Source organism: Mycobacterium sp. SM1, from assembly GCF_018361265.1.
Classification (GTDB): Bacteria; Actinomycetota; Actinomycetes; order Mycobacteriales; family Mycobacteriaceae; genus Mycobacterium.
On the sequence record NZ_JAFLNH010000001.1, the window covers coordinates 79000 to 97888 of the forward strand.

At 68.1% G+C, this 18889-nt stretch carries 10 protein-coding genes, 1 pseudogene and 1 riboswitch; of the genes and pseudogenes, 4 read left to right on the forward strand and 7 right to left on the reverse strand.

Going from position 1 to position 18889, the window contains the following annotated elements; translation table 11 throughout:
- Positions 1-24 precede the first annotated feature (24 nt).
- A riboswitch (Fluoride riboswitch) is annotated at positions 25-85 on the forward strand.
- The 4 genes from MSM1_RS00380 (at position 82) to MSM1_RS00395 (ending at position 6414) form a co-directional block, all read left to right on the forward strand.
- On the forward strand, positions 82-1656 hold the full coding sequence (locus MSM1_RS00380; protein ID WP_307857237.1) for a DNA mismatch repair protein MutS: 1575 nt from the start codon (positions 82-84) through the stop codon (positions 1654-1656). Its footprint overlaps the riboswitch before it by 4 nt.
- Complete coding sequence (locus MSM1_RS00385; RefSeq protein ID WP_213439697.1) at positions 1653-3161, forward strand: DNA mismatch repair protein; 1509 nt, start codon at positions 1653-1655, stop codon at positions 3159-3161. The genes MSM1_RS00380 and MSM1_RS00385 overlap by 4 nt, the downstream gene beginning before the upstream one ends.
- A gap of 36 nt (positions 3162-3197) precedes the next feature.
- Positions 3198-4574, forward strand: a complete 1377-nt coding sequence (locus tag MSM1_RS00390; RefSeq protein ID WP_374101645.1) for a hypothetical protein — start codon at positions 3198-3200, stop codon at positions 4572-4574.
- 94 nt (positions 4575-4668) lie between these two features.
- Entirely contained in the window at positions 4669-6414 is a 1746-nt protein-coding gene (locus MSM1_RS00395; RefSeq protein ID WP_213439698.1) for an AMP-binding protein, read from the forward strand.
- A gap of 90 nt (positions 6415-6504) precedes the next feature.
- Here MSM1_RS00395 and MSM1_RS00400 read toward each other — a convergent pair whose 3' ends face one another.
- The 7 genes and pseudogenes from MSM1_RS00400 to lepB form a co-directional block, all read right to left on the reverse strand.
- Positions 6505-7221 carry a GAP family protein gene (locus MSM1_RS00400; protein WP_213439699.1) on the reverse strand — a complete coding sequence of 239 codons (717 nt, stop codon included), beginning with the start codon at positions 7219-7221 and terminating at the stop codon, positions 6505-6507.
- Positions 7221-8456: a glycosyltransferase gene (locus MSM1_RS00405; RefSeq protein ID WP_213439700.1), complete on the reverse strand. Its 1236-nt coding sequence runs from the start codon at positions 8454-8456 to the stop codon at positions 7221-7223. Before MSM1_RS00405 ends, MSM1_RS00400 begins: the two co-directional genes overlap by 1 nt.
- Positions 8457-8523: 67 nt before the next feature.
- Entirely contained in the window at positions 8524-9975 is a 1452-nt protein-coding gene (locus tag MSM1_RS00410; protein ID WP_213439701.1) for a condensation domain-containing protein, read from the reverse strand.
- 48 nt (positions 9976-10023) lie between these two features.
- A complete protein-coding gene (gene pks2, locus MSM1_RS00415) occupies positions 10024-16317 on the reverse strand; it encodes a type I polyketide synthase (protein WP_213441212.1) in 6294 nt (2097 codons plus the stop codon).
- A gap of 489 nt (positions 16318-16806) precedes the next feature.
- Complete coding sequence (locus MSM1_RS00420; protein ID WP_213439702.1) at positions 16807-17112, reverse strand: DUF2469 domain-containing protein; 306 nt, start codon at positions 17110-17112, stop codon at positions 16807-16809.
- A pseudogene (locus MSM1_RS00425) lies at positions 17109-17985 on the reverse strand (ribonuclease HII). The gene MSM1_RS00420 and the pseudogene MSM1_RS00425 overlap by 4 nt, the downstream one beginning before the upstream one ends.
- Positions 17986-17987: 2 nt before the next feature.
- Complete coding sequence (lepB, locus tag MSM1_RS00430) at positions 17988-18851, reverse strand: signal peptidase I (RefSeq protein WP_213439704.1); 864 nt, start codon at positions 18849-18851, stop codon at positions 17988-17990.
- Positions 18852-18889: the final 38 nt, after the last annotated feature.

Here is an 18889-nt window from a genome sequence, read left to right on the forward strand (position 1 = left end):
GACTGCGCCGATCACGGTGTAACATCGCCGGTAGGCGATGAAGCCCGCCTTGACTGCCGAACCGGCTGATAGCTTCTACCGGTGAATGACGCACGGCAAAGACGGATGAGCATCCCGATGGCAGGCTTTCGCAGCATCCTCATTCCCGGCGCGCACCCGGCACCCGGTCTCACGGGGCAGGCGCCACCGGATTCCCTTGCCGACTTGTGCCTCGACCAGATCATCGGCGAGGTGACGTTCGCGCACGCCGACGATGGCCTCGAGCAGTTCTTCTACACACCGCTACACGATGTTTCGGCGGTCGAGTATCGCCAGGAGGTATTCCGCGATCTCGAGCAGCGCGAGCGGCGTGAGCCCATCGAGAACTTTGTCGACGCTATGCGCACGGTGCGGCTTCGGCTCCACCACGCCGAACGTGTCTGGCATCCCCTGCAAAAGCAAGGCTGGTTGCTGCACGCCGCCGACAGTTACTGCGGCGCGATGAAAGCCCTGCGAGATGATCTTGACCACGTCGAGGTGACGTCTCGTGGCCTGCGCGGCTTCGCCGACTATGTGGCCGGCTACGTCGACAGCGAAACATTTCAGCGACTGTCCGCCGAGACCCAAGCCGTCGCGGCCGAACTACGCAAGGTTCGCTACACCGTGCACATTCAAGGCCTGCGGGTACACGTCGAGAAATTCACCGGGCAAGCCGATTACAGCTCGGCGATCACTGCGACATTCGAGCGCTTTGCCACCGAGGCGAGCACGGATTATCGGGTTCCGCTCAAAGACTTCCCCGACATGGACCATGTGGAAGAGCAGATTCTCGAGTGCGTCGCCAAACTACACCCAGAGAGTTTCGCGCGGCTGGAACGCTTCTGTGGCCGCAACCGGAACTTCGTCGACGACACCGTCGAGCGGTTCGAACGCGAAATCCAGTTTTACTTGTCCTACCTTCACTTCATGAGCCGCTTCGCCACGGCCGGATTGACGTTCAGCTATCCCCACCTCACCACCGAACCCGGCGTCATGCGCGCGAACGACGCCTTCGACGTCGCGCTGGCGATCAAGGCGGTCAAGGACAACAAGCCCGTGGTGCGTAACGACTTTCGGCTCTCGGGGCCACAGCGGATCTTCGTCATCACCGGCCCCAACCAGGGCGGCAAGACAACATTCGCCAGGGCCATCGGCCAGTGCGCCTATCTTGCGGCGCTGGGCTGCCCGGTCCCGGCGAGCCACGCCGAACTGAGCCTGCCGGACCAGATCTACACCCACTTCGAACGCCGGGAGAGCCTGTCGACCCTGCGCGGAAAGCTCGACGACGAGCTGGTGCGCGTCCGCGACATCCTCGCGCGCGCGACCACGGCGAGCATCATCATCATGAATGAGAGCTTCTCGTCGACCACCCTTGAGGATGCGCTGCTGATCAGCACCGAAGTCCTTCAACGCGTGATCAAGTTGGGCTGTGTCGCGGTGTATGTCACGTTCCTCGACGAGCTGGCCGGCCTCGACCCGGTGTGTGTCAGCATGGTCGGCGAAGTCGCCCCAGATGATCCGACACGGCGGACGTTCGCCTTCACCCGCAGACCCGCCGACGGTCTGGCCTACGCGGCCGCGCTGGCACACAAATACGGGCTCGACCACGACACCTTGCGGCGGAGGATCACCCGATGAAAGTCCGGCTGTTGCATCCCGCACACGACCCCGAGCTGAAGCCGGCGCTCCCAGGGCAGCTGCGCGCTTTGATCGACGACGACCTGGAGCTCACCCGGGTCTATCAAGCGATGGCGGCCGGCGACGAATTCCTGCTCGAGACCGCCAAGACCGTGCTGTCGCTTCCCGTCACCGATCCCGAGGTCATCGTGTACCGCCAACGGGTGCTGGCCGACTGCCTGGCCAATCGCGCAGCGGTGCAACAGATATACGACATCGCCGTGGACGGTGTTCAGGTACGGCGCAAGATCTTCCTCGGCGCGCTGATGGTGCGCAACCCGGACTCGCTGCTGCGTCGTTCTGTGCGGGTCCTGGAACTGTTGGCGGGCAATCTCAAACAACTGCGCAGGGTGTGCGACGCGCATGCCGGGCGGTTTCGCTCCGCCGGATTTCGGCAGCTGCTCGCGATGATCGGTGAACAGCTTTCCGACGACTATCTGAGGCGGCTCGACGAGGATCTTTCCGAGCTGCACCTGCCGCGCGGTGTCCTGTTGAGCGCCCAATTGGGGCTTGGCAACAAGGGCGAGCGTCACCTGCTCCACCAGGCGCCTCGGCGCAGCTGGTGGGATAGGTTGACCGGAAACCACGAGGGCTGCGGGTTCGTCGTCGACGACCGCGACGAGGCCGGTGCTCAGGCTCTCGCCGCATTAGCGGCCCGCGCGATCAACGACGTCGCCAACATCGTCACGCAATCCGCGGAGCACGTCGAGGGATTCTTCGGGCGGCTGCGCACCGAACTGGGATTTTATCTCGGGTGCCTGAATCTGCATGATGAGCTCACGAAATTCGGTGCGCCGACGTGCTTTCCGGTTCCCACCCCGGCCGGCGCGCCGGGGTTGCAGTGCCGCGACCTGCGCGACGTGGGGCTGTGCCTGACCACGGTTAAAAAGGTCACCGGCAACGACGTCGACGCCGAGGGAAAGTCACTGATCGTGATCACCGGCGCCAACGAGGGTGGCAAGTCAACGTTTTTGCGCAGCGTGGGCGCCGCTCAGGTGATGATGCAAGCCGGCATGTTCGTCACCGCGAAGTCGTTTCGCGCCGACGTGCGTGATGGCGTTTTCACCCATTTCAAGCGGGAAGAGGACACCACCCTTACCCACGGCAAGCTCGATGAAGAGCTGGCCCGGATGAGCATGATCGCCGACTACGTCGGGCCGAGGTCGCTGCTGCTGTGCAACGAGTCCTTCGCGTCGACCAACGAGCGCGAGGGCTCGGAAATCGCGCGCGGCGTGCTGCGCGCCATGCTCGATGCCGGGGTCAAGGTTGTTTTCGTCACCCATCTCTACGACCTCGCGCACGGCCTGTACGCGCACCGGGATCCCGGCTGTCTCTTCTTACGCGCGCAGCGTCGCCCCGACGGTGTGCGCACCTTCCGGCTGATCCCCGGCGCACCCAAACCCACCAGCCACGGTGTGGACTCATTTCAGCGAGTCTTCGGCGCCTCGGCGGGGGGCGGGCCATGACAGGACGCGGTGGCGCCGGCGCGCGGTGCGCTTTCGTTGACCGTCGAACACCGGGTCGGCTATTCCTATCTGATGCAGAACCTGCTCGCATTCACCGATCAGACGTCGTTGCTCGTGCTGCGCGCCACCGGGCAGGGGACCGTCGCCCAATGCGTGTGGGTTTATGAGCGCGCCATCGACCTCGACGGCGTGCGGCGCTTCCACCACAACCTCGGCTTGGGCTTGTTGGGACGGCTGATCGAGTGCTCTCCGCTGCCGTTCGCCCGTCACCGGTGGGTTTCCTGCCCGGCGCCGGCCGCCATCGACGTCGCCGACCGCCCCCGCCCGCGCGCCGAGCTGGGCGCATGGGCTGACGAGCGCGGGCAAGTAACCGTTGATCCGCTGGCCGGACCCGGTTGGCACCTGGCAGTTGTGCCGTTCACCGACGGCTCCACGGCGATCAGCTTGGTGGCATCGCACACCCTGGTCGACGGCATGGGGTTGTGCCAGGCGATAGCCGACGCGGTCAGGGGTGAGACCCGTCATTTGGGCTACCCGCCGCCGCACTCGCGCACCCTCACCCGTGCGCTGCTCCAAGACGCCTACCAGATCGCCCGGGGGGCGCCCGAGGCCGCGCGAGCGCTCGTCACGGCAGCCCAACTGGTTCGTCGTCGCCGCACCGGCCTTGCCCCACCGCGCGCCCCAAGCCGCGCTGGGATTGCGCGCGGCGCCGCCGGCCACGGTGCTCCGGCGCCGGCCGTCACGATCTTCGTCGATCTAGACGATTGGGATGTCCGCGCGAAATCTCTTGGTGGAACAAGTAACTCACTATTCGCTGGGTTCGCGGCAAAACTCGCGGAGCGCTCTGGATGCCGAGACGCCGGTGATGGCGCGGTCCGGATATCTATCCCGGTCAGTGACCGCGTCCAGGGCGATACGCGGGCGAACGCATTGTCGTTTGCCATCGTCGAGGTTGAGCCGGCAACGGTGACGGCATGTCTGCGCGATGTCCGTGGCGCTATCGGCCGGGCGCTTCAGACCCTGCGGGAGACGCCGCAGGAGGTGTTGGGGCTGCTTCCGCTGTCCCCGTTTACACCCAAGCGGCTGGCACGCAAACTGGCGGCAACGGCCTACGGCTACACCGACGTGGGTTGCTCCAATCTCGGCGACCTCGACCCGGCGGTGGCCCGCCCCGACGGCACCGACGCCGATCGGGTCTTCATCCGAGGGCTGCGGCAACACGTCACCCAAGAGGGCTTCGAACGCCCCCGCGGCATCCTGCTGGTATCCGGACGCCTCGGCGGACAGATCTTCATCACCGTCGTTGCTTACCACCTCGCCGGAAACAACTCGGTCCGGGACGCTCGGCCGGACTTGCGCGAGCTGGCGGCGCACACGCTCGCGGAGTTTGGCCTGGCAGGTGTGATCGACTAGGAAATCAGCATGGATAACGGTCCCGGGAGAGCCCTGATGAGATCGCTGATGGTGCTTTTTGACCGGCACGACTGTCGGATAGTGGGTGACCGCGATGGCGGTGAATGAGTCCCCGCTTATCACGGTGCTGCGTGAGCGCGCCAGTCTGCAGCCCGATGACACGGCGTTCACGTTTATTGATTACGAACAGGACTGGAACGGCGTCGCCGAGAGCCTGACCTGGTCGCAGCTGTATCGCCGGATACGAAACGTTGCCCGGGCCCTCGAGGATTGCGGCTCGGCGGGAGACCGCGCCGTCATAGCGGCACCACAGGGGCTTGACTATGTCGTCGCGTTTCTCGGCGCGTTGCAGGCGGGGCGGATCGCGGTGCCGCTGTCGGTTCCCGAGGGTCGCGCCCACGATGAGCGGGTCACAGCGGTGCTGCGGGACGCTTCGCCGACCACGATTCTCACGACATCCGCCGCCGCAGGGCAGGTGACCGCATACGCTGCGCCGGAGTCCGGCCGCGCCGCCGCGGCGATCATCGAGGTCGATTCGCTCGACCTCGACTGCCCGAGAGGATCGCTGCGCAGCCGCGTGAGCTACCCGGGTGCGGCATATTTACAGTACACGTCCGGGTCGACGCGTCAGCCGGCCGGAGTCATGGTCTCTGCGCGAAACCTTTTCGCCAATTTCGATCAGCTGATGTCCGACTACTTCCTGGAATTCGGGAAAGTGGCCCCGCCGCACACCACCGTTGTGTCCTGGCTGCCGTTCTATCACGACATGGGCTTGGTCCTAGGAATTTTCCTCCCGCTGCTCGGCGGCCTGCCCGCCGTGCTGACCAGCCCGGTGTCCTTCCTAAAGCGACCGGCCCGGTGGATGCGCTTGCTCGCAAGCCATAGTCGGGCGTTTTCCGCGGCGCCGAACTTCGCGTTTGAATTGGCGGCGCAAAAAACGTCGGACGAGGACATGGCCGGGCACGATCTCGGCGACGTGCTCGTCATCATCAACGGGAGTGAACGGGTGCAGCCCGCCACGGTACGGCGCTTCACCCGCCGGTTCACCCCCTTCAATCTGCCCGCGCGCGCGATCCGGCCGTCGTATGGCCTGGCCGAGGCGACGGTGTATGTGGCAACCCGCGTCGGCGCCCAGCCACCGGCCGTCGTGCACTTCGACTCGGAGAAGCTGACCGCCGGACGCGCACAACGCTGCGACGGCACCAGGGGCACACCGCTAGTCAGCTACGGTGCGCCACAGTCGCCGATGGTTCGCGTCGTTGATCCCGAGACCCGTATCGAGTGCGCGCCGGGAACCGTCGGGGAGATCTGGGTGCACGGCGACAACGTCGCAATGGGTTACTGGCGGAAACCGGACGAGACCGAAATCACCTTTGGCGCACGGCTTGCCGCTCCATCCGCCGGAACACCCGAGGGGCCCTGGCTGCGAACGGGAGACTCGGGATTCTTTTGCGACGGTGAGCTGTTCATTATCGGCCGTATCAAGGATCTGCTGATCGTCTATGGGCGCAATCACTCTCCTGACGACATCGAGGCCACGATCCAGGAGATCACCCGCGGCCGGTGCGCGGCGATATCGGTTTCCGATGAGCACACCGAAAAACTTGTCGCCATAATCGAAGTCAAAAACCGTGGCGGCTCCCACAAGGATGGGGTGGCTGGACTTGACGCGGTCAAGCGGGACGTTACCGCGGCGATATCCTGCTCGCACGGCCTTAGCGTCGCGGATCTCGTGCTGGTGGCCCCCGGCTCGATACCGATCACCACGAGCGGCAAGGTCAGGCGGGCGGCGTGTGCGGAGCGGTACCGGCAAGGCCGGTTCGTCCGCCTGGACGGGTAGAGCGATCCGGTCGCGCCAACAACACCGCATGACCCGATTGCGCGGGAACTTGGGCGCTTTCGCACGCCGGTGACTCACGGACTTCGGCGACTAGCCCATCCCGGTGGCCATGATCGCGACCGCCGCCGCGCCGAGACTTAGGGCCAGGATCCGCCGCCGACGAGGCCGCACCCAGCCGTGCAGGCGCATCAAGGCCGCTTGCGTTTGCTCCGGCCTGGCCGGGTAGCTGAGCAGCGGGAGCTCGATGACCGCGAGCATCACCACGACGAACATGATGACGGTGCTGAGCTGCGTGCCGATGGCACCTCCCGAGGCCGCGATAACGGCCAGTGCCATCGGGTACTCGACGGCGGGGAATCCAGAGCTCAGGCCGACCACGAACGCCGGCCACAACGACTTGCCTTGCAGCACGCCCTGAGCGCGGCCCAGCAGCCGGCTGACCAGGCTCGGCGTGCTGGCCCGCGGCACCCGGGCCACGGCACCACCGCCGGTGAGCGGTGCCCGCCGGACAGAAAAGCCCACCGCGACGAGCACGGCCAGCGACAACACCGCCATCCCAATCGCGATGTGAGCCCGTCGGGCGGCGGGGCGTGCGGCCAACGCGGACAGGGATTGCATAGCCGCCGGCCCGAAGTCGTGCATCGCTATCAGCAGGCTCAGGCCCGCGGTGATACCCGTTGCCATGGCTCCCAGCCAAAACGCCAGCAGGTTAAGCAAGGGCCGGGGCCGCGAAATCAGCAGCAGCGCGACACCGAGTCGCACCGGGTTGGCCGCCGCTATGAGCGCCATCGCGAGAACCGCGCCCATCAGCCGAACCGCCTTGCGCCGGCGGTGCTTTCCAGCAGATCGGCTGCGGCGGTGACGCTGACGGCGGGCTTGGTCATCCTGGTGGCGAGGTCGCGGGCCCGGCGGACGCATTCGGGCCTGAGGATAAAGCTCAGGCCCGCGACCAGCGATTCCCGGGTGGTGCGCGAGAGTCGCTGGCAGGATCCAACGTTCAGCCGTTTGACCACCTCCCCCCAGATCGGCTGCTCGTTTCTGATCCACAGGATCAACGTGGGGATGCCGGCGCGCAGGCCCGCGGCCGTGGTGCCGGCGCCGCCGTGGTGGACGACCGCCCGGCACGCGGGCAGGATAGCCCCGTAGTTCAGCGCGCCGACCGCTTTGACATGCTCGGCATGCGGGATGAGCCTGCGGTCGTGCGCGCCCGAGTAGATCAGGGCCCGCTCACCTAGCTGGGCGCAGGCGGTGGCGATCATGGCGACCGTGTCGGCGGGGGACCGAAGCGGGGTGCTGCCGAAGCCGAAGTAGATCGGCGGTGTTCCGGCCGCAATCCACGACAGGACTTCGTCATCGGCCGCCGTCGGCAACTCCATCGTCAGCGCGCCCACGAAGGGACGCCGGTCGTTCCATTGCGCCCATTCTTCCGCCAGCCCGGGGAAGAAGAACTCCTCGTAGGCCTGGATCTCGAGGGATCCGCGTCGGGCGATCCGTTGTGTCGAGGGTGCGCTCGTCTGCGGCAGGCCCAGGTCGCGGCGCTGGGCGTCTTCCGCCTCCTTCGTCAGCAGCCAATGCAGCCACCAAAACCCCGAGATCGCGCAACGGGTCAGCGGCGCGGGCAGGCCCGGCAGAAGCCGCCCGTTGACCCGGATCGGCATGCTGTGCAGGGTAGCCAGCGGAATGTCGTAGTGCTCCGCCACGTTGGCGGCCAGCCCCTGGTGCACATTGCCCGTCACCAGCAGATCGGCCCCGTCTGCCAGTGCCGTCAGCGTCGTTGCCATCTCCCGCCACACAAGGCCGAGGTAATTCCTCCAGGCGGACAGCTTGATCGGATTCTTTTTCCCCCAGGCCGTGCCGAACAGCACCTCCCGCGTGTCCGGCCCGTAGGCGACCGCGGCAAGCCCGGCCGACTCCATCAAGCCACGCAGGTCGGGCGGGACCGCGATGCGCACCTCGTGCCCGCGGCGCAGCAACTCCCGGGCGACGGCCGCGTGCGGCTCGACGTCGCCGCGTGACCCGTGAACGGCCAGAGCGCATTTCACCAGTGGGGCCCGCTTCTCACTTGTCCCGGGCCCCGGGTACGCAAAGCCCCAACGGTCGCATCGCGCTTCAAACCCGGCAGGCCACGTGGTGTCCTGGTTGAGCGCCGTGGCGCTGCGGTCTCATCGCCCCGCCGTGCTCGGCAACGCGGACGTACACCGATTTCGCCGCCGCCAGGTAGCGGGTGATCGATTCCCGGGCGACCGGATCGTCCGGGAACAACACAATCATCTGCGTCTCGTTTTCCAGCCGATTCACCCGGATAGCGACTTGGGACGGAATCCTGCCGTCGTGATAAAGACCGGCATTCATGCCCTCCAGCTGTGAGGTGACGAACGCCGACAGGGGTGGGACACCGGCGTCGAGATAAAACAGCAACGGGGCGCCCCGCTGCGGCATTCTCAGCCACGGCGCCAATTCCAGGATGCGGTCGATCGGCACACGCGCGCACTCTTTACCCGAGTCAAAGGATTCCTGGGCGGCGCGGACGGTCTCAGCGAACGAGGTGCCGACGGGCACGGTGAGCGGAACAAAGCCGACAAACCATCCCGTCGTCATCAGCTCGGCCTGAGTGCTGCGGGTGTCGACGGGAATGATTCCGTAATACGTGTCCGCGCCGGTTAACTCGTGCTCTACGAGCGCGGCGCAAGCGAACACACCGCCGCTGAAACGCGCACCCGCAGCGACGCAAGCGGATTCGAACCGCGCTGTCTGCCGCTCGTCTAGCAGCCGAACGCCCATCATGTCGCAGGGAACCGGTTCATCGGCGACCGGAAGCGGGAATTGCGGTAGGGTTCCGTTATTTTCGTCAAAGAACTCGACCCAGCTGCGCACCGGTTGGGACTCTAACGTCAGGGCGGATAGCTCCCGGTGCTGCCGCACGCAATAGGCGTCGTAGCTGCCCGCTGCCGGCAGCGAGAGCGGCGCCGCACCGGACACCAGGGCGGCGTACATCATATGAAGCTCCGCGAATGCCACGCCCACGAACATCGCGTCGATGTGGACATGGTCGACACACAGGCAAAACGTGAAATGATCCGCGCGCTGAATGACCATGAAGCGAAACGAATCCCACTGCAGCGGATTCGGGGTGCTTAGCGCCTCGCGCCGTAGATCGGCCGCGGTGATCTCGCCCAGCCGGATCGGGAGGTAGGCGATGTCGGCCGGTTCGCGGATGGTCCGCCGGACGATGCCGCCGGTGTCGCTGCACTCGAACCAGCTGTGATACGTGTCGTGCCGGCGAAGATGCGCGTTGATGACGTGCGTCATGGCACGGATGTCGCATCGGCCGGGTACGTCCCAACAGGCGGTGAGCAGCCGTGACATATCGATACCCCGGGACCGATACTCACCGAACCGGCGCAGATGCTGGGCCTGCTGGTAGCTGGCGGGCACCGCACTGGCCGGGGCCCGCCGGGCTGCCGCAAGTGACGCGGGCGAGGGTTGCCAGCACACCACCGAACCTGGGGCCGGCGTCCAGTCGCGGATCGGCCCTACTGTCACCTTCCCTACCGCTATCACGATCCCTCCAATGCTCTGGCAGCTGCGGCTTTCAGCGGGTCGCCGACGTCAGGGGTCGGGCCGTGATGCCGGGGTCGCCTCCGGGCCGGTCAGGGCCTCGCACACCTGGGTTGCCAAACCTCGCACGGTGGTGATGTCCGTGGAGCTGACCCGGACCCCTGCTTCGGTTTCGATGCGGGTGCGCAGTTCGAGGTTGCCCAGCGAGTCAAGCCCGTATTCCGACAGCGGGCGGTCCGGGTCGACCGTGCGGCGCAAAATCAGGCTCACCTGCTCGGAGACCAGACGCCGAATCCGATCAAACCGCTCGTCCGGGGGCAGCGTGCTCAGTTCGGCCCGGAACCTGCTTACGGCCGAATGACTTTCGGCGGTGGCCCGGAAAGCCTCAGCGAACGGGCTGCGCTGCGCGAGCGCCGTCAGCCACGGTGCGTCGATGGCCGGGGCATAGCCGGTGTATGCGCGATCGTGGGATAGCACCACCTCAAAGGCGTGGGCGCCCTCGTCCGGACTGATAGCGGTGTCGGCGCCCGCCGCGAATGCGGTTGCCCGGCCGATGTCGGCCCAGGCACCCCAGGCGATTGCGGTGGCCGGAAGACCCTTGGCCCGGCGCCAGTGGGTGAACGCATCCAGCCAGCTGTTGGCCGCGGCGTATGCGCCCTGACCGGGCGAGCCCACCAGAGCGGCCGCCGACGAGAACGAGCAGAACCAGTCCAGTTGCGCGGTGGCGGTGGCCCGGTGCAAATGCCAGGCGCCGTAGACTTTCGGCGCCCAGTCGCGGTTGAGCAACTCCGCGGTGATGTTGGGCAGGGTGGCGTCCTCGACCACCGCCGCGGCATGCAGCACACCGCGCACCGGAAGCCCCGTGCCGGTCGCCACGCCCACCAAGCGTTGTGCCGTTTGCGGCTCGGCGATGTCACCGCACTCCACGACGACGTCGGCCCCGGTGGCGCGCATGCGCTCGATGGCCTCGCGCGCGTGCCGGTCGGGCCGGGAGCGGGAGTTGAGGACGATCCGGCCGCAGCCCGCCGCGGCCATCTTCCCGGCGAGAAAAAGCCCCAGGCCGCCCAGGCCACCGGTGACGATGTAGGCACCGTCGCGGCGGAAAACCGGCGCCCGCTCCGGCGGCACCACCACGCGGCTGCGCCCACTGCGAGCGATGTCCAGCACGAGTTTGCCGGTGTGCTCGGCGGCGCTCATCACCCGGATCGCCGTGGCCGCGTCGGCGAGCGGGTAACGGGTGTGCTCCGGCCGCGGCAGCGCGCCCTCGGCGATGAGGCGGTACACCGTATCCAGCAGGCCCCGGACCCGTGCCGGGTCGGTGGCGGCCAGCAGGCCCAAATCCACACCGTGGAAGGTGAGATTGCGCCGGAACGGGAAAAGCCCCAACCGGGTGTCGCCGTAGATGTCACGTTTGCCGATTTCGACGAACCGTCCACCGAACGTCAGCAATTCCAGGCCCGCGCGCTGCGCGGCGCCGGGCAGCGAGTTGAGCACGATGTCGACGCCGTACCCGTCGGTGTCGCGGCGGATCAGCTCGGCGAACTCGGTGCCTCGCGAGTTGTAGACGTGCTCGATGCCCATGCGGCGCAGCAGCTCTCGCCGCTTCGGGCTGCTCGCCGTGGCGAAGATCTCGGCTCCCGCCCGCCGGGCTATCGCGATGGCCGCCTGCCCGACGCCCCCGGTCGCCGAGTGAATCAACACCCGCTCACCGGCCCTGATGCCGGCCAGGTTGTGCAGGCCGTGCCAGGCGGTGGCGTGCGCGGTGGCCACCGCGGCCGCCTGCTCGTCGGTCAGGCCCGGTGGGAGTGTTGCGGCGAGCCGGGCGTCGCAGGTCACGAACGTGCCCCAGCAGCCGTTGGGGGAGATGCCGCCCACATGGTCGCCGACGCGGTGATCGGTGACATCGGGCCCGACCGCGGTCACCACGCCGGCGAAATCGGTACCCAACTGCGGCAACCAGCCCTCAAAGCTCGGGTAGCGGCCGAACGCGACGAGGACATCGGCGAAGTTGACACTGGAGGCGCTGACCGCCACCTCGATTTGCCCCGGACCCGGGGGAACACGGTCGACGGCCACCAGCTCCAGGGTCTGCAGGTCACCGGGCATGCGGATCTGCAAGCGCATACCGTCGTGCTCGTGGTCGACGACCGTGGTTCGCCGCTCGTCGGCTCGCAGCGGACTCGAGCACAACCGGGCGGTAAACCACGCGCCGTTGCGCCAGGCGGTCTCGTCCTCCTCGGAACCGGCCACCAGTTGCCGCGCCACCCGCTCGAGGTCCGTCCGCTCGTCCACGTCGATCAAGGTCGCGCGCAGCTGAGGATATTCGGCGCCGATCACGCGCATCAGGCCGCGCAGCCCGGCGTGCTCCAGGTTGGGCGCCTCGCCGGGCAGCACCGCCTGGGCCGCCCCGGTCACGACGTAGAGCCGGGGTGACTCGCCGGGATATTCCGCCAGCTCGCGGGCCAGTCGCACCAGATGGCGCACCTGCGCTTCCGCCCGGCGCCCGCAGTGCTCATCCGGGTCACCGGTGCTCGGCCCGGTGAGGACGACCACACCGGTGAACCCGCCGGCGCCGAGGTGCGAGCCGAGCAGCCCGGCGTTGGCCCGGTGATCGGCCTGCGGCGGCCAGCACATGGTCGTGCAGTGCGCGCCACCCAGCTTCAGCGCGTCGGTCAACTGGGTGGCCATGACATCCGCGGCGGTGGACGTGCTGATCAGCAACCACGTCCCCGGGTTGGCGTGGTCCATTTCGGGTGGCTCGCGCCGCCGCCATTCGACTGCCAGCAGCCGCTCGCCAAGCACGCGATCCCGCTCGGTGCCCGCACCGGCCCCGGCGCCCATGCGCAATCCCCGCACGACGAGCAGGGCTCTCCCCTGCTCATCCAGGACGTCAAGGTCGGCCTCGACCCCGGTGGTGTCGGCCGCGGTCACCCGGGCATAGCTGTATCGGGCGGAGCGGGCCGGGCCGTAGGCGCGTAGCCGGCGCACACTCAACGGCAGCAGCAGGCCGCCGTGGCCGGCTTCCTGCACGGCGGGGTGCGCCGCCACGGACTGGAAACACGCGTCCAGCAAGGCGGGGTGAACGCCATAGGGCCCGTGCTGCGGGCGAATCGCGCTGGGCAGGGTCACCTCGGCCAGCACGGTGGGCCGGGCCCCGTCGGCGGTGTACGCCGCCGTCAGCCCGGCAAAGGCCGGACCCAACTGGATACCCCGGGTGTCCAGCGATCGCCGCAGCTCGCTCCCCCCCACCCGGCGGGGGTGCCCGGCCAGCAGCGCGGCCACGTCATACCCGGGTCGCTGGTCGTCGCTCTCCGCGGCGTGCAGCGCCGCGGAGGCCAGCCGCGCGCGCTCACCGTGGCGGTTCGTCTCCACGGTGAACGTGGCGGCGCCGGGCGCCGCCACCGAGGCGACCGCGCCGACCGGGGAGCGATCATCGAGCAGCGCCAGCTGCTCGAAGCGCACGTCACGCACCTCCGACACGTCGCCGATCACCGTCCGCGCCGCCGCCAGCGCCATCTCGCAATAAGCCGCCCCCGGAAGGGCGGGCACGTGGTGGACCCGATGGTCGGCGAGCCAGGGCTGCGCGTCCGTGCCCAGCTCCGCGTGCCAGGCGTGCCGCTCGGGCTCCTCCATCAGCCGCACATGCGGGCCCAGCAGGGGATGCACGGCGACGGTGCTGGCCCCGTCGGCGGCCCGACCGTCGCGGGTCAGCAGAAACTGCCGGTGGGTCCAGGTGGGCAGCGGCGCGTCCAGCAGGCGCCCGCGCGGATAGCGCACCGAGAAGTCCACCGCGGCGCCCGCGCTGTACAGGTCCGCCAGAAACCCCAGCAGCCCGTGCGGAAGCTCCTGTTCCCGCCGCATGCCGGCCAGCGCGGCCACCGGCGCATCGAGACCTCGGGCGGTCTCCTCGACGGCGTGGATGAGCAGGGGGTGCGGAGCGAGCTCGGCGAAAACCCGGTGGCCGTCTTGCAACGCCGCCTGCACCGCCGCGGCGAAGCGCACGGTGTGACGCAGATTGTCGACCCAGTAGCCGGCGTCGCAGACGGGTTGTTCGCGTGGGTCGAACAAGGTCGCGGAATAGAAGCGAATCTGCGGTTTCATCGGGGTGAGCCCTGCCAGGGCGTCGGCGAGCTCGCCGAGTATGGGATCGACTTGCGGGGAGTGCGAGGCTACGTCCACGGCCACCTCACGCGCCATCAGGCCGCGGCGCTGCCACGCCGTGACCAGGTCGCGAACCGCGGCCGTGGCGCCGCCGACGACGGTCGACCGCGGGGAGGCGACCACCGACAAGACGACGTCGTTCACCCCGCGCGGCAGCAGCTCGGCGAGCACTTGCTGGGCGGGCAGCTCCACCGAGGCCATGGCGCCGGCGCCGGACAGGCGGGACATCAGCCGCGACCGCCGGCAGCTCACGCGCACACCGTCTGCAAGCGACAGCGCACCGGCGACGACAGCGGCGGCCACCTCGCCCATCGAGTGCCCGATGACCGCGCCCGGCCGCACCCCGTATGAGGTCATGGTGGCCGCGAGCGCGACTTGCATGGCGAACAGGGCGGGCTGGACCCGGTCGATACCGGTCACGGTCCGTGGCGCCGACAGCGCCTCGCTGACCGAGAACCCGGCCTCGCCGGCGATCAGCGGCTCCAGCTCCGCGATCGCGGCGGCGAACGCCGGTTCGGTCGCGAGCAGCTCAGCGCCCATCGCGGGCCACTGCGAACCCTGCCCGGAGAACACCCATACCGGTCCAGCGTCTTGCCCCACCGCGGGCGGGTAGGGGGTGTCGCCCTCGGCGATCTCGCGCAGGCCCGCCAGCAGCTCCGGCAGGTCCGCGGCGATCACGGCGGTGCGCACCGGCCGGTGCGCCCGTCGCCGCGCGAGAGTGTAGGCCAGGTCGGAAAGCGCCGGGCCGTCCGGATGTCCACCGGCATGCCGGCGCACCCACTCGGCCAGCCGTCGAGAGGTCCGGCGCAGCTCCCCCGCGGAGGTGGATGACAGCGGGAACAGCAGCGGACCCGCCGTGCCTTCGGTGGAGGCGTCGTCCCGCGTGGTGGTCTCCGGCGCCTGCTCCAGGACCGCATGCACGTTCGTGCCGGACAACCCGTAGGAGGACACCGCCGCCCGCCGCGGGTGCCGGCCATTACCGGGCCACGGCGTGGTCTCCTGCGGCACAAAAAGTTTCGTCTCTATCGGGGCGAGTTCGTCTGGTAGGCGGGTGAAGTGCAGGTTCGGGGGCACCACACCATGGCGCAACGCGAGAACCGCCTTCATCAGGGACAGTGCGCCAGCTGCCGACTGGGTATGCCCAAAATTGGTCTTCACCGAGGTAAGCGCGCAGGGGCCGCTAACGCCGTACAGCTGGGCAAGGCTCGCGTATTCGATCGGGTCGCCCACGGGGGTGCCGGGTCCGTGCGCCTCGACCATGCCGACGCTGTGGGCGTCCACGCCCGCCGCAGCCAACGCGGCCCGATACACCTCGATCTGCGCGGTAAGCGACGGTGTCGCGATGGTCGTGGTGCGCCCATCCTGGTTAGCGGCCGTGCCGCGCACCACAGCCAAAATGCGGTCACCGTCAGCCAGCGCGTCCGGTAAGCGCTTGAGCAACACCACCGCGCAACCCTCAGAACTGACGAACCCATCGGCGGCCGCGTCGAACGCGCGACACCGCCCGGTCGGAGACAGCATGCCCTGCGCCGACCCGGAGACGAATTTCCGCGGATCCAACAACACGCAGGCACCGCCGGCGAAAGCCAGGTCGCATTCGCCGCTGTGCAGGCTGCGGCAGGCCAGATGCACGGCCAGCAAGCCAGAGGAGCATGCCGAGTCCACCGTGAACGCGGGGCCGTGCACCCCCAGGGCATAGGCAATCCGCCCGGAGGCCAAGCTGAAAGTCGTCCCGGTGAACCCGTAGGGCCCCTCCACGCAGGAGGCGTCGGCGGCCAGCAATTGGTAGTCACCGTGAGTCAATCCCACGAACACGGCGGTCAGCGAGCCGGCGATCGTCTCCCGGGTGAGACCCGCGTGCTCCATCGCCTCCCAGGCAGTCTCCAGCAGCAACCGGTGCTGCGGATCGATCGCCATCGCCTCGCGCTCGTTGATGCCGAAAAACTCGGAATCGAAGCCGCCCACGTCGTGCAGGAAGCCGCCCCATTTGGAGACCGAGCGCCCGGGCACCCCGGGCTCGGGATCGTAGTAGTCGTCGGCGTCCCATCGGTCCGACGGAATCTCGGTGACCAGGTCCGCACCCCGCAGCAACGCCTCCCACAGCTGCTCCGGCGAGTCGATCCCTCCGGGAAGCCGGCAGGCCATGCCGATGACGGCGACCGGTGTGACAGGTGTGTTACCCAGGGCCGTTCACCTCTCCTCGTTCGGTCCGCGGGTGAGTCCCCTTTTCGGCACCGCTATGGCACCGGGGGTCGTGGCCGCTGCTGGCGGCCGAAAGCTCCGCAGCATCACCCTTGGACCCCTTGGACCCACCGACTCCATGAGGCACGCGATTGCACGTTCATGCGGTGATCCGCGCAGCCGGTTCGGTGCACAGATCGTAAACAAAGTCGATGCCCGGGGCGACTTGGGGATCGCGCCGCTCGCCGGAGATCACCTAAGGCACCCCTGCCGGTCCGCTGTCAGGATTGGCGCGCAGCGGCCCGCCCATCGAGTTCCTCCGCGGCGAGCCGACTGGGCGCTGGCGGCATTAAAGACGACACCGGATGGGTGGACAAGACCCCACCCCGGTATGGGTAGGCGCCGGGAGGGACGGCGCGAGCCGTTCGCCCACGGTGGGCAGCTCCCATGGACTCGACAGCTCGCGGCCCACGCGCTGTCGCGGCCGGGCCCTTACTCGGGCAGGCGCAGTTCGGGCTTCTCCACCTCTTCGATGTTGACGTCCTTGAACGTGACGACCCGCACCTGCTTGACAAACCGGGCGGGCCGATACATGTCCCAGACCCACGCGTCGGTGAGCCGCAGCTCGAAGTACACCTCGCCGTCGGTGTTGCGGGGCACCATCTCGACACTGTTAGCCAGGTAGAACCGCCGCTCGGTTTCGACGACATAGCTGAACTGGCCCACGATGTCCTTGTATTCGCGGTACAGCGAGAGCTCCATCTCGGTTTCGTATTTCTCGAGATCTTCGGCACTCATCTGCTCAGCCGTCCTTCTGCTGTGCCAACTCGCCCGGCCTTCCCCCCGTCTGGTTTCCGCACGTATGGGAGGTGCCCCCGGCAAGCCGGGGGGCCCTCACGGGCGGAACGCCCGGGCCGGGTCGTCGCTGGGCTGCAAACCTGCTCCCATCTTTCCTCACCGCTAATCGCCATGCTCATCCGGCGGGGCGAATTCGGCCAGCGCCCGCGGTGCTGAGGCGGTCGCCACCCGGCGAACGTTGATGAACGAATAGCGATGGTGGGGGCAGGGGCCGAGCCGGGTCAGCGCCTCGCTGTGTCCGGGGGTGCAATAGCCCTTGTGCTCAGCAAAGCCGTATCCGGGATGCTGGGCGTCCAGTTGGGTCATCCACCGGTCGCGGCTCACCTTCGCCAGCACGCTGGCCGCGGCGATACAGGCGGCGGTAGCGTCGCCGTCGATCACCGGCAGCGAGGGCATGGGCACTCCCGGTATCCGGAAGCCGTCGCTCAGCACATACCCGGGTCGCACCGACAGGCCGGCCACCGCGCGGCGCATGCCCTCGATGTTGGCCGCGTGCACCCCGCGCCGGTCGACCTCCCCGGAGCCGATAAACACCACGTGGTAGGCCAGCGCGTGCCGGCAGATCACCGAGAACAACTTCTCGCGGGCCGGCTCGGTGAGCTTTTTGGAGTCATCAAGGCCGGCCAGGCTATCCAACCGTCCCGGCCCCAGCACACAGGCCGCGACGACCAGCGGGCCGGCGCACGCGCCCCGGCCCACCTCATCAACACCGGCGACCGGCCCCAGGCCGTTGCGGTACAGCGCGGACTCCAGGGTGCGCAGGCCCGACGATTTGCGGATCACCGTCCGCGGCGGCCAGGTGGTCGTCGCCACGGCTAGCGGCCTTGTTGAGGGTTCACCGAACGCACCAGGCCCCAGCGCGACGGCGGCCACACGATCAACTGGGCCTTGCCGATGACGTTGGCCACCGGCACCGTCCCCGACGCCGGGTCCCCGGTACACAAGATGCCCTTCAAGGCGTCGGCGGGGACGCTGGCGCAGTGCGCGCGCGAATCGGCCGAATGAGTCCGGTTATCACCCATCACCCACAGTCGTCCCCGCGGGACGGTGACCGGACCGAACTCGCTGCCCAGGCAGGGGTACACCGACGGGTCGGCCATCATGACGGCCGGATCCAGATACGGCTCCTGCAGCCGCTTGCCGTCGACGGTCAGCCCGGTCGTGTTTCGGCACTCGATCGTCTGCCCGCCGACCGCTATGACCCGTTTCACCAGATCATTTTCGTCCGGGGGCACGAAGCCCACGAACGACAGCGTGTTCTGCAGCCAGCGCACCGCGGCGTGGTGCGAGCGAATCGACCGGTACCCGAGGTTCCACGAGGGCGGCCCTTTGAACACGACAACGTCACCGGGCTGCGGTGCGCCGAAGCGATAGCTGAGCTTATCCACCAGGATGCGATCGCCGACACAGCCCGGACATCCATGCAATGTGGGTTCCATAGACTCCGACGGAATCAGGTAAGGGCGCGCCACAAAGGTCAGCATGACGTAGTAGAGAATCACCGCGATCGCCGCGAGGATCGCGGTCTCCCGTAGCGCCGTGTGCTTTTTGGGGGTCGGCTTGTCCGCGACGGCCTCATCAAAACCAGAGTCAGCGCCCGGGTCCCGGGTGAAAATCGGGGGCTGCGTCACAGTGGCATCGGGGGGGCGCTCAGGTGATGAGTCCGTGGTGTCGGTCACGGTCTAAGCGTAGCCAGTCGGCGACGATGCGGGCCGCC

Bases quoted from the DNA above. Each gene is read 5' to 3' on its own strand.
- MSM1_RS00385 (WP_213439697.1), top strand. From the start codon at position 1,653: ATGAAAGTCCGGCTGTTGCATCCCGCACACGACCCCGAGCTGAAGCCG.
- MSM1_RS00395 (WP_213439698.1), top strand. From the start codon at position 4,669: ATGGCGGTGAATGAGTCCCCGCTTATCACGGTGCTGCGTGAGCGCGCC.
- MSM1_RS00400 (WP_213439699.1), bottom strand. From the start codon at position 7,221: ATGGGCGCGGTTCTCGCGATGGCGCTCATAGCGGCGGCCAACCCGGTG.
- MSM1_RS00420 (WP_213439702.1), bottom strand. From the start codon at position 17,112: ATGAGTGCCGAAGATCTCGAGAAATACGAAACCGAGATGGAGCTCTCG.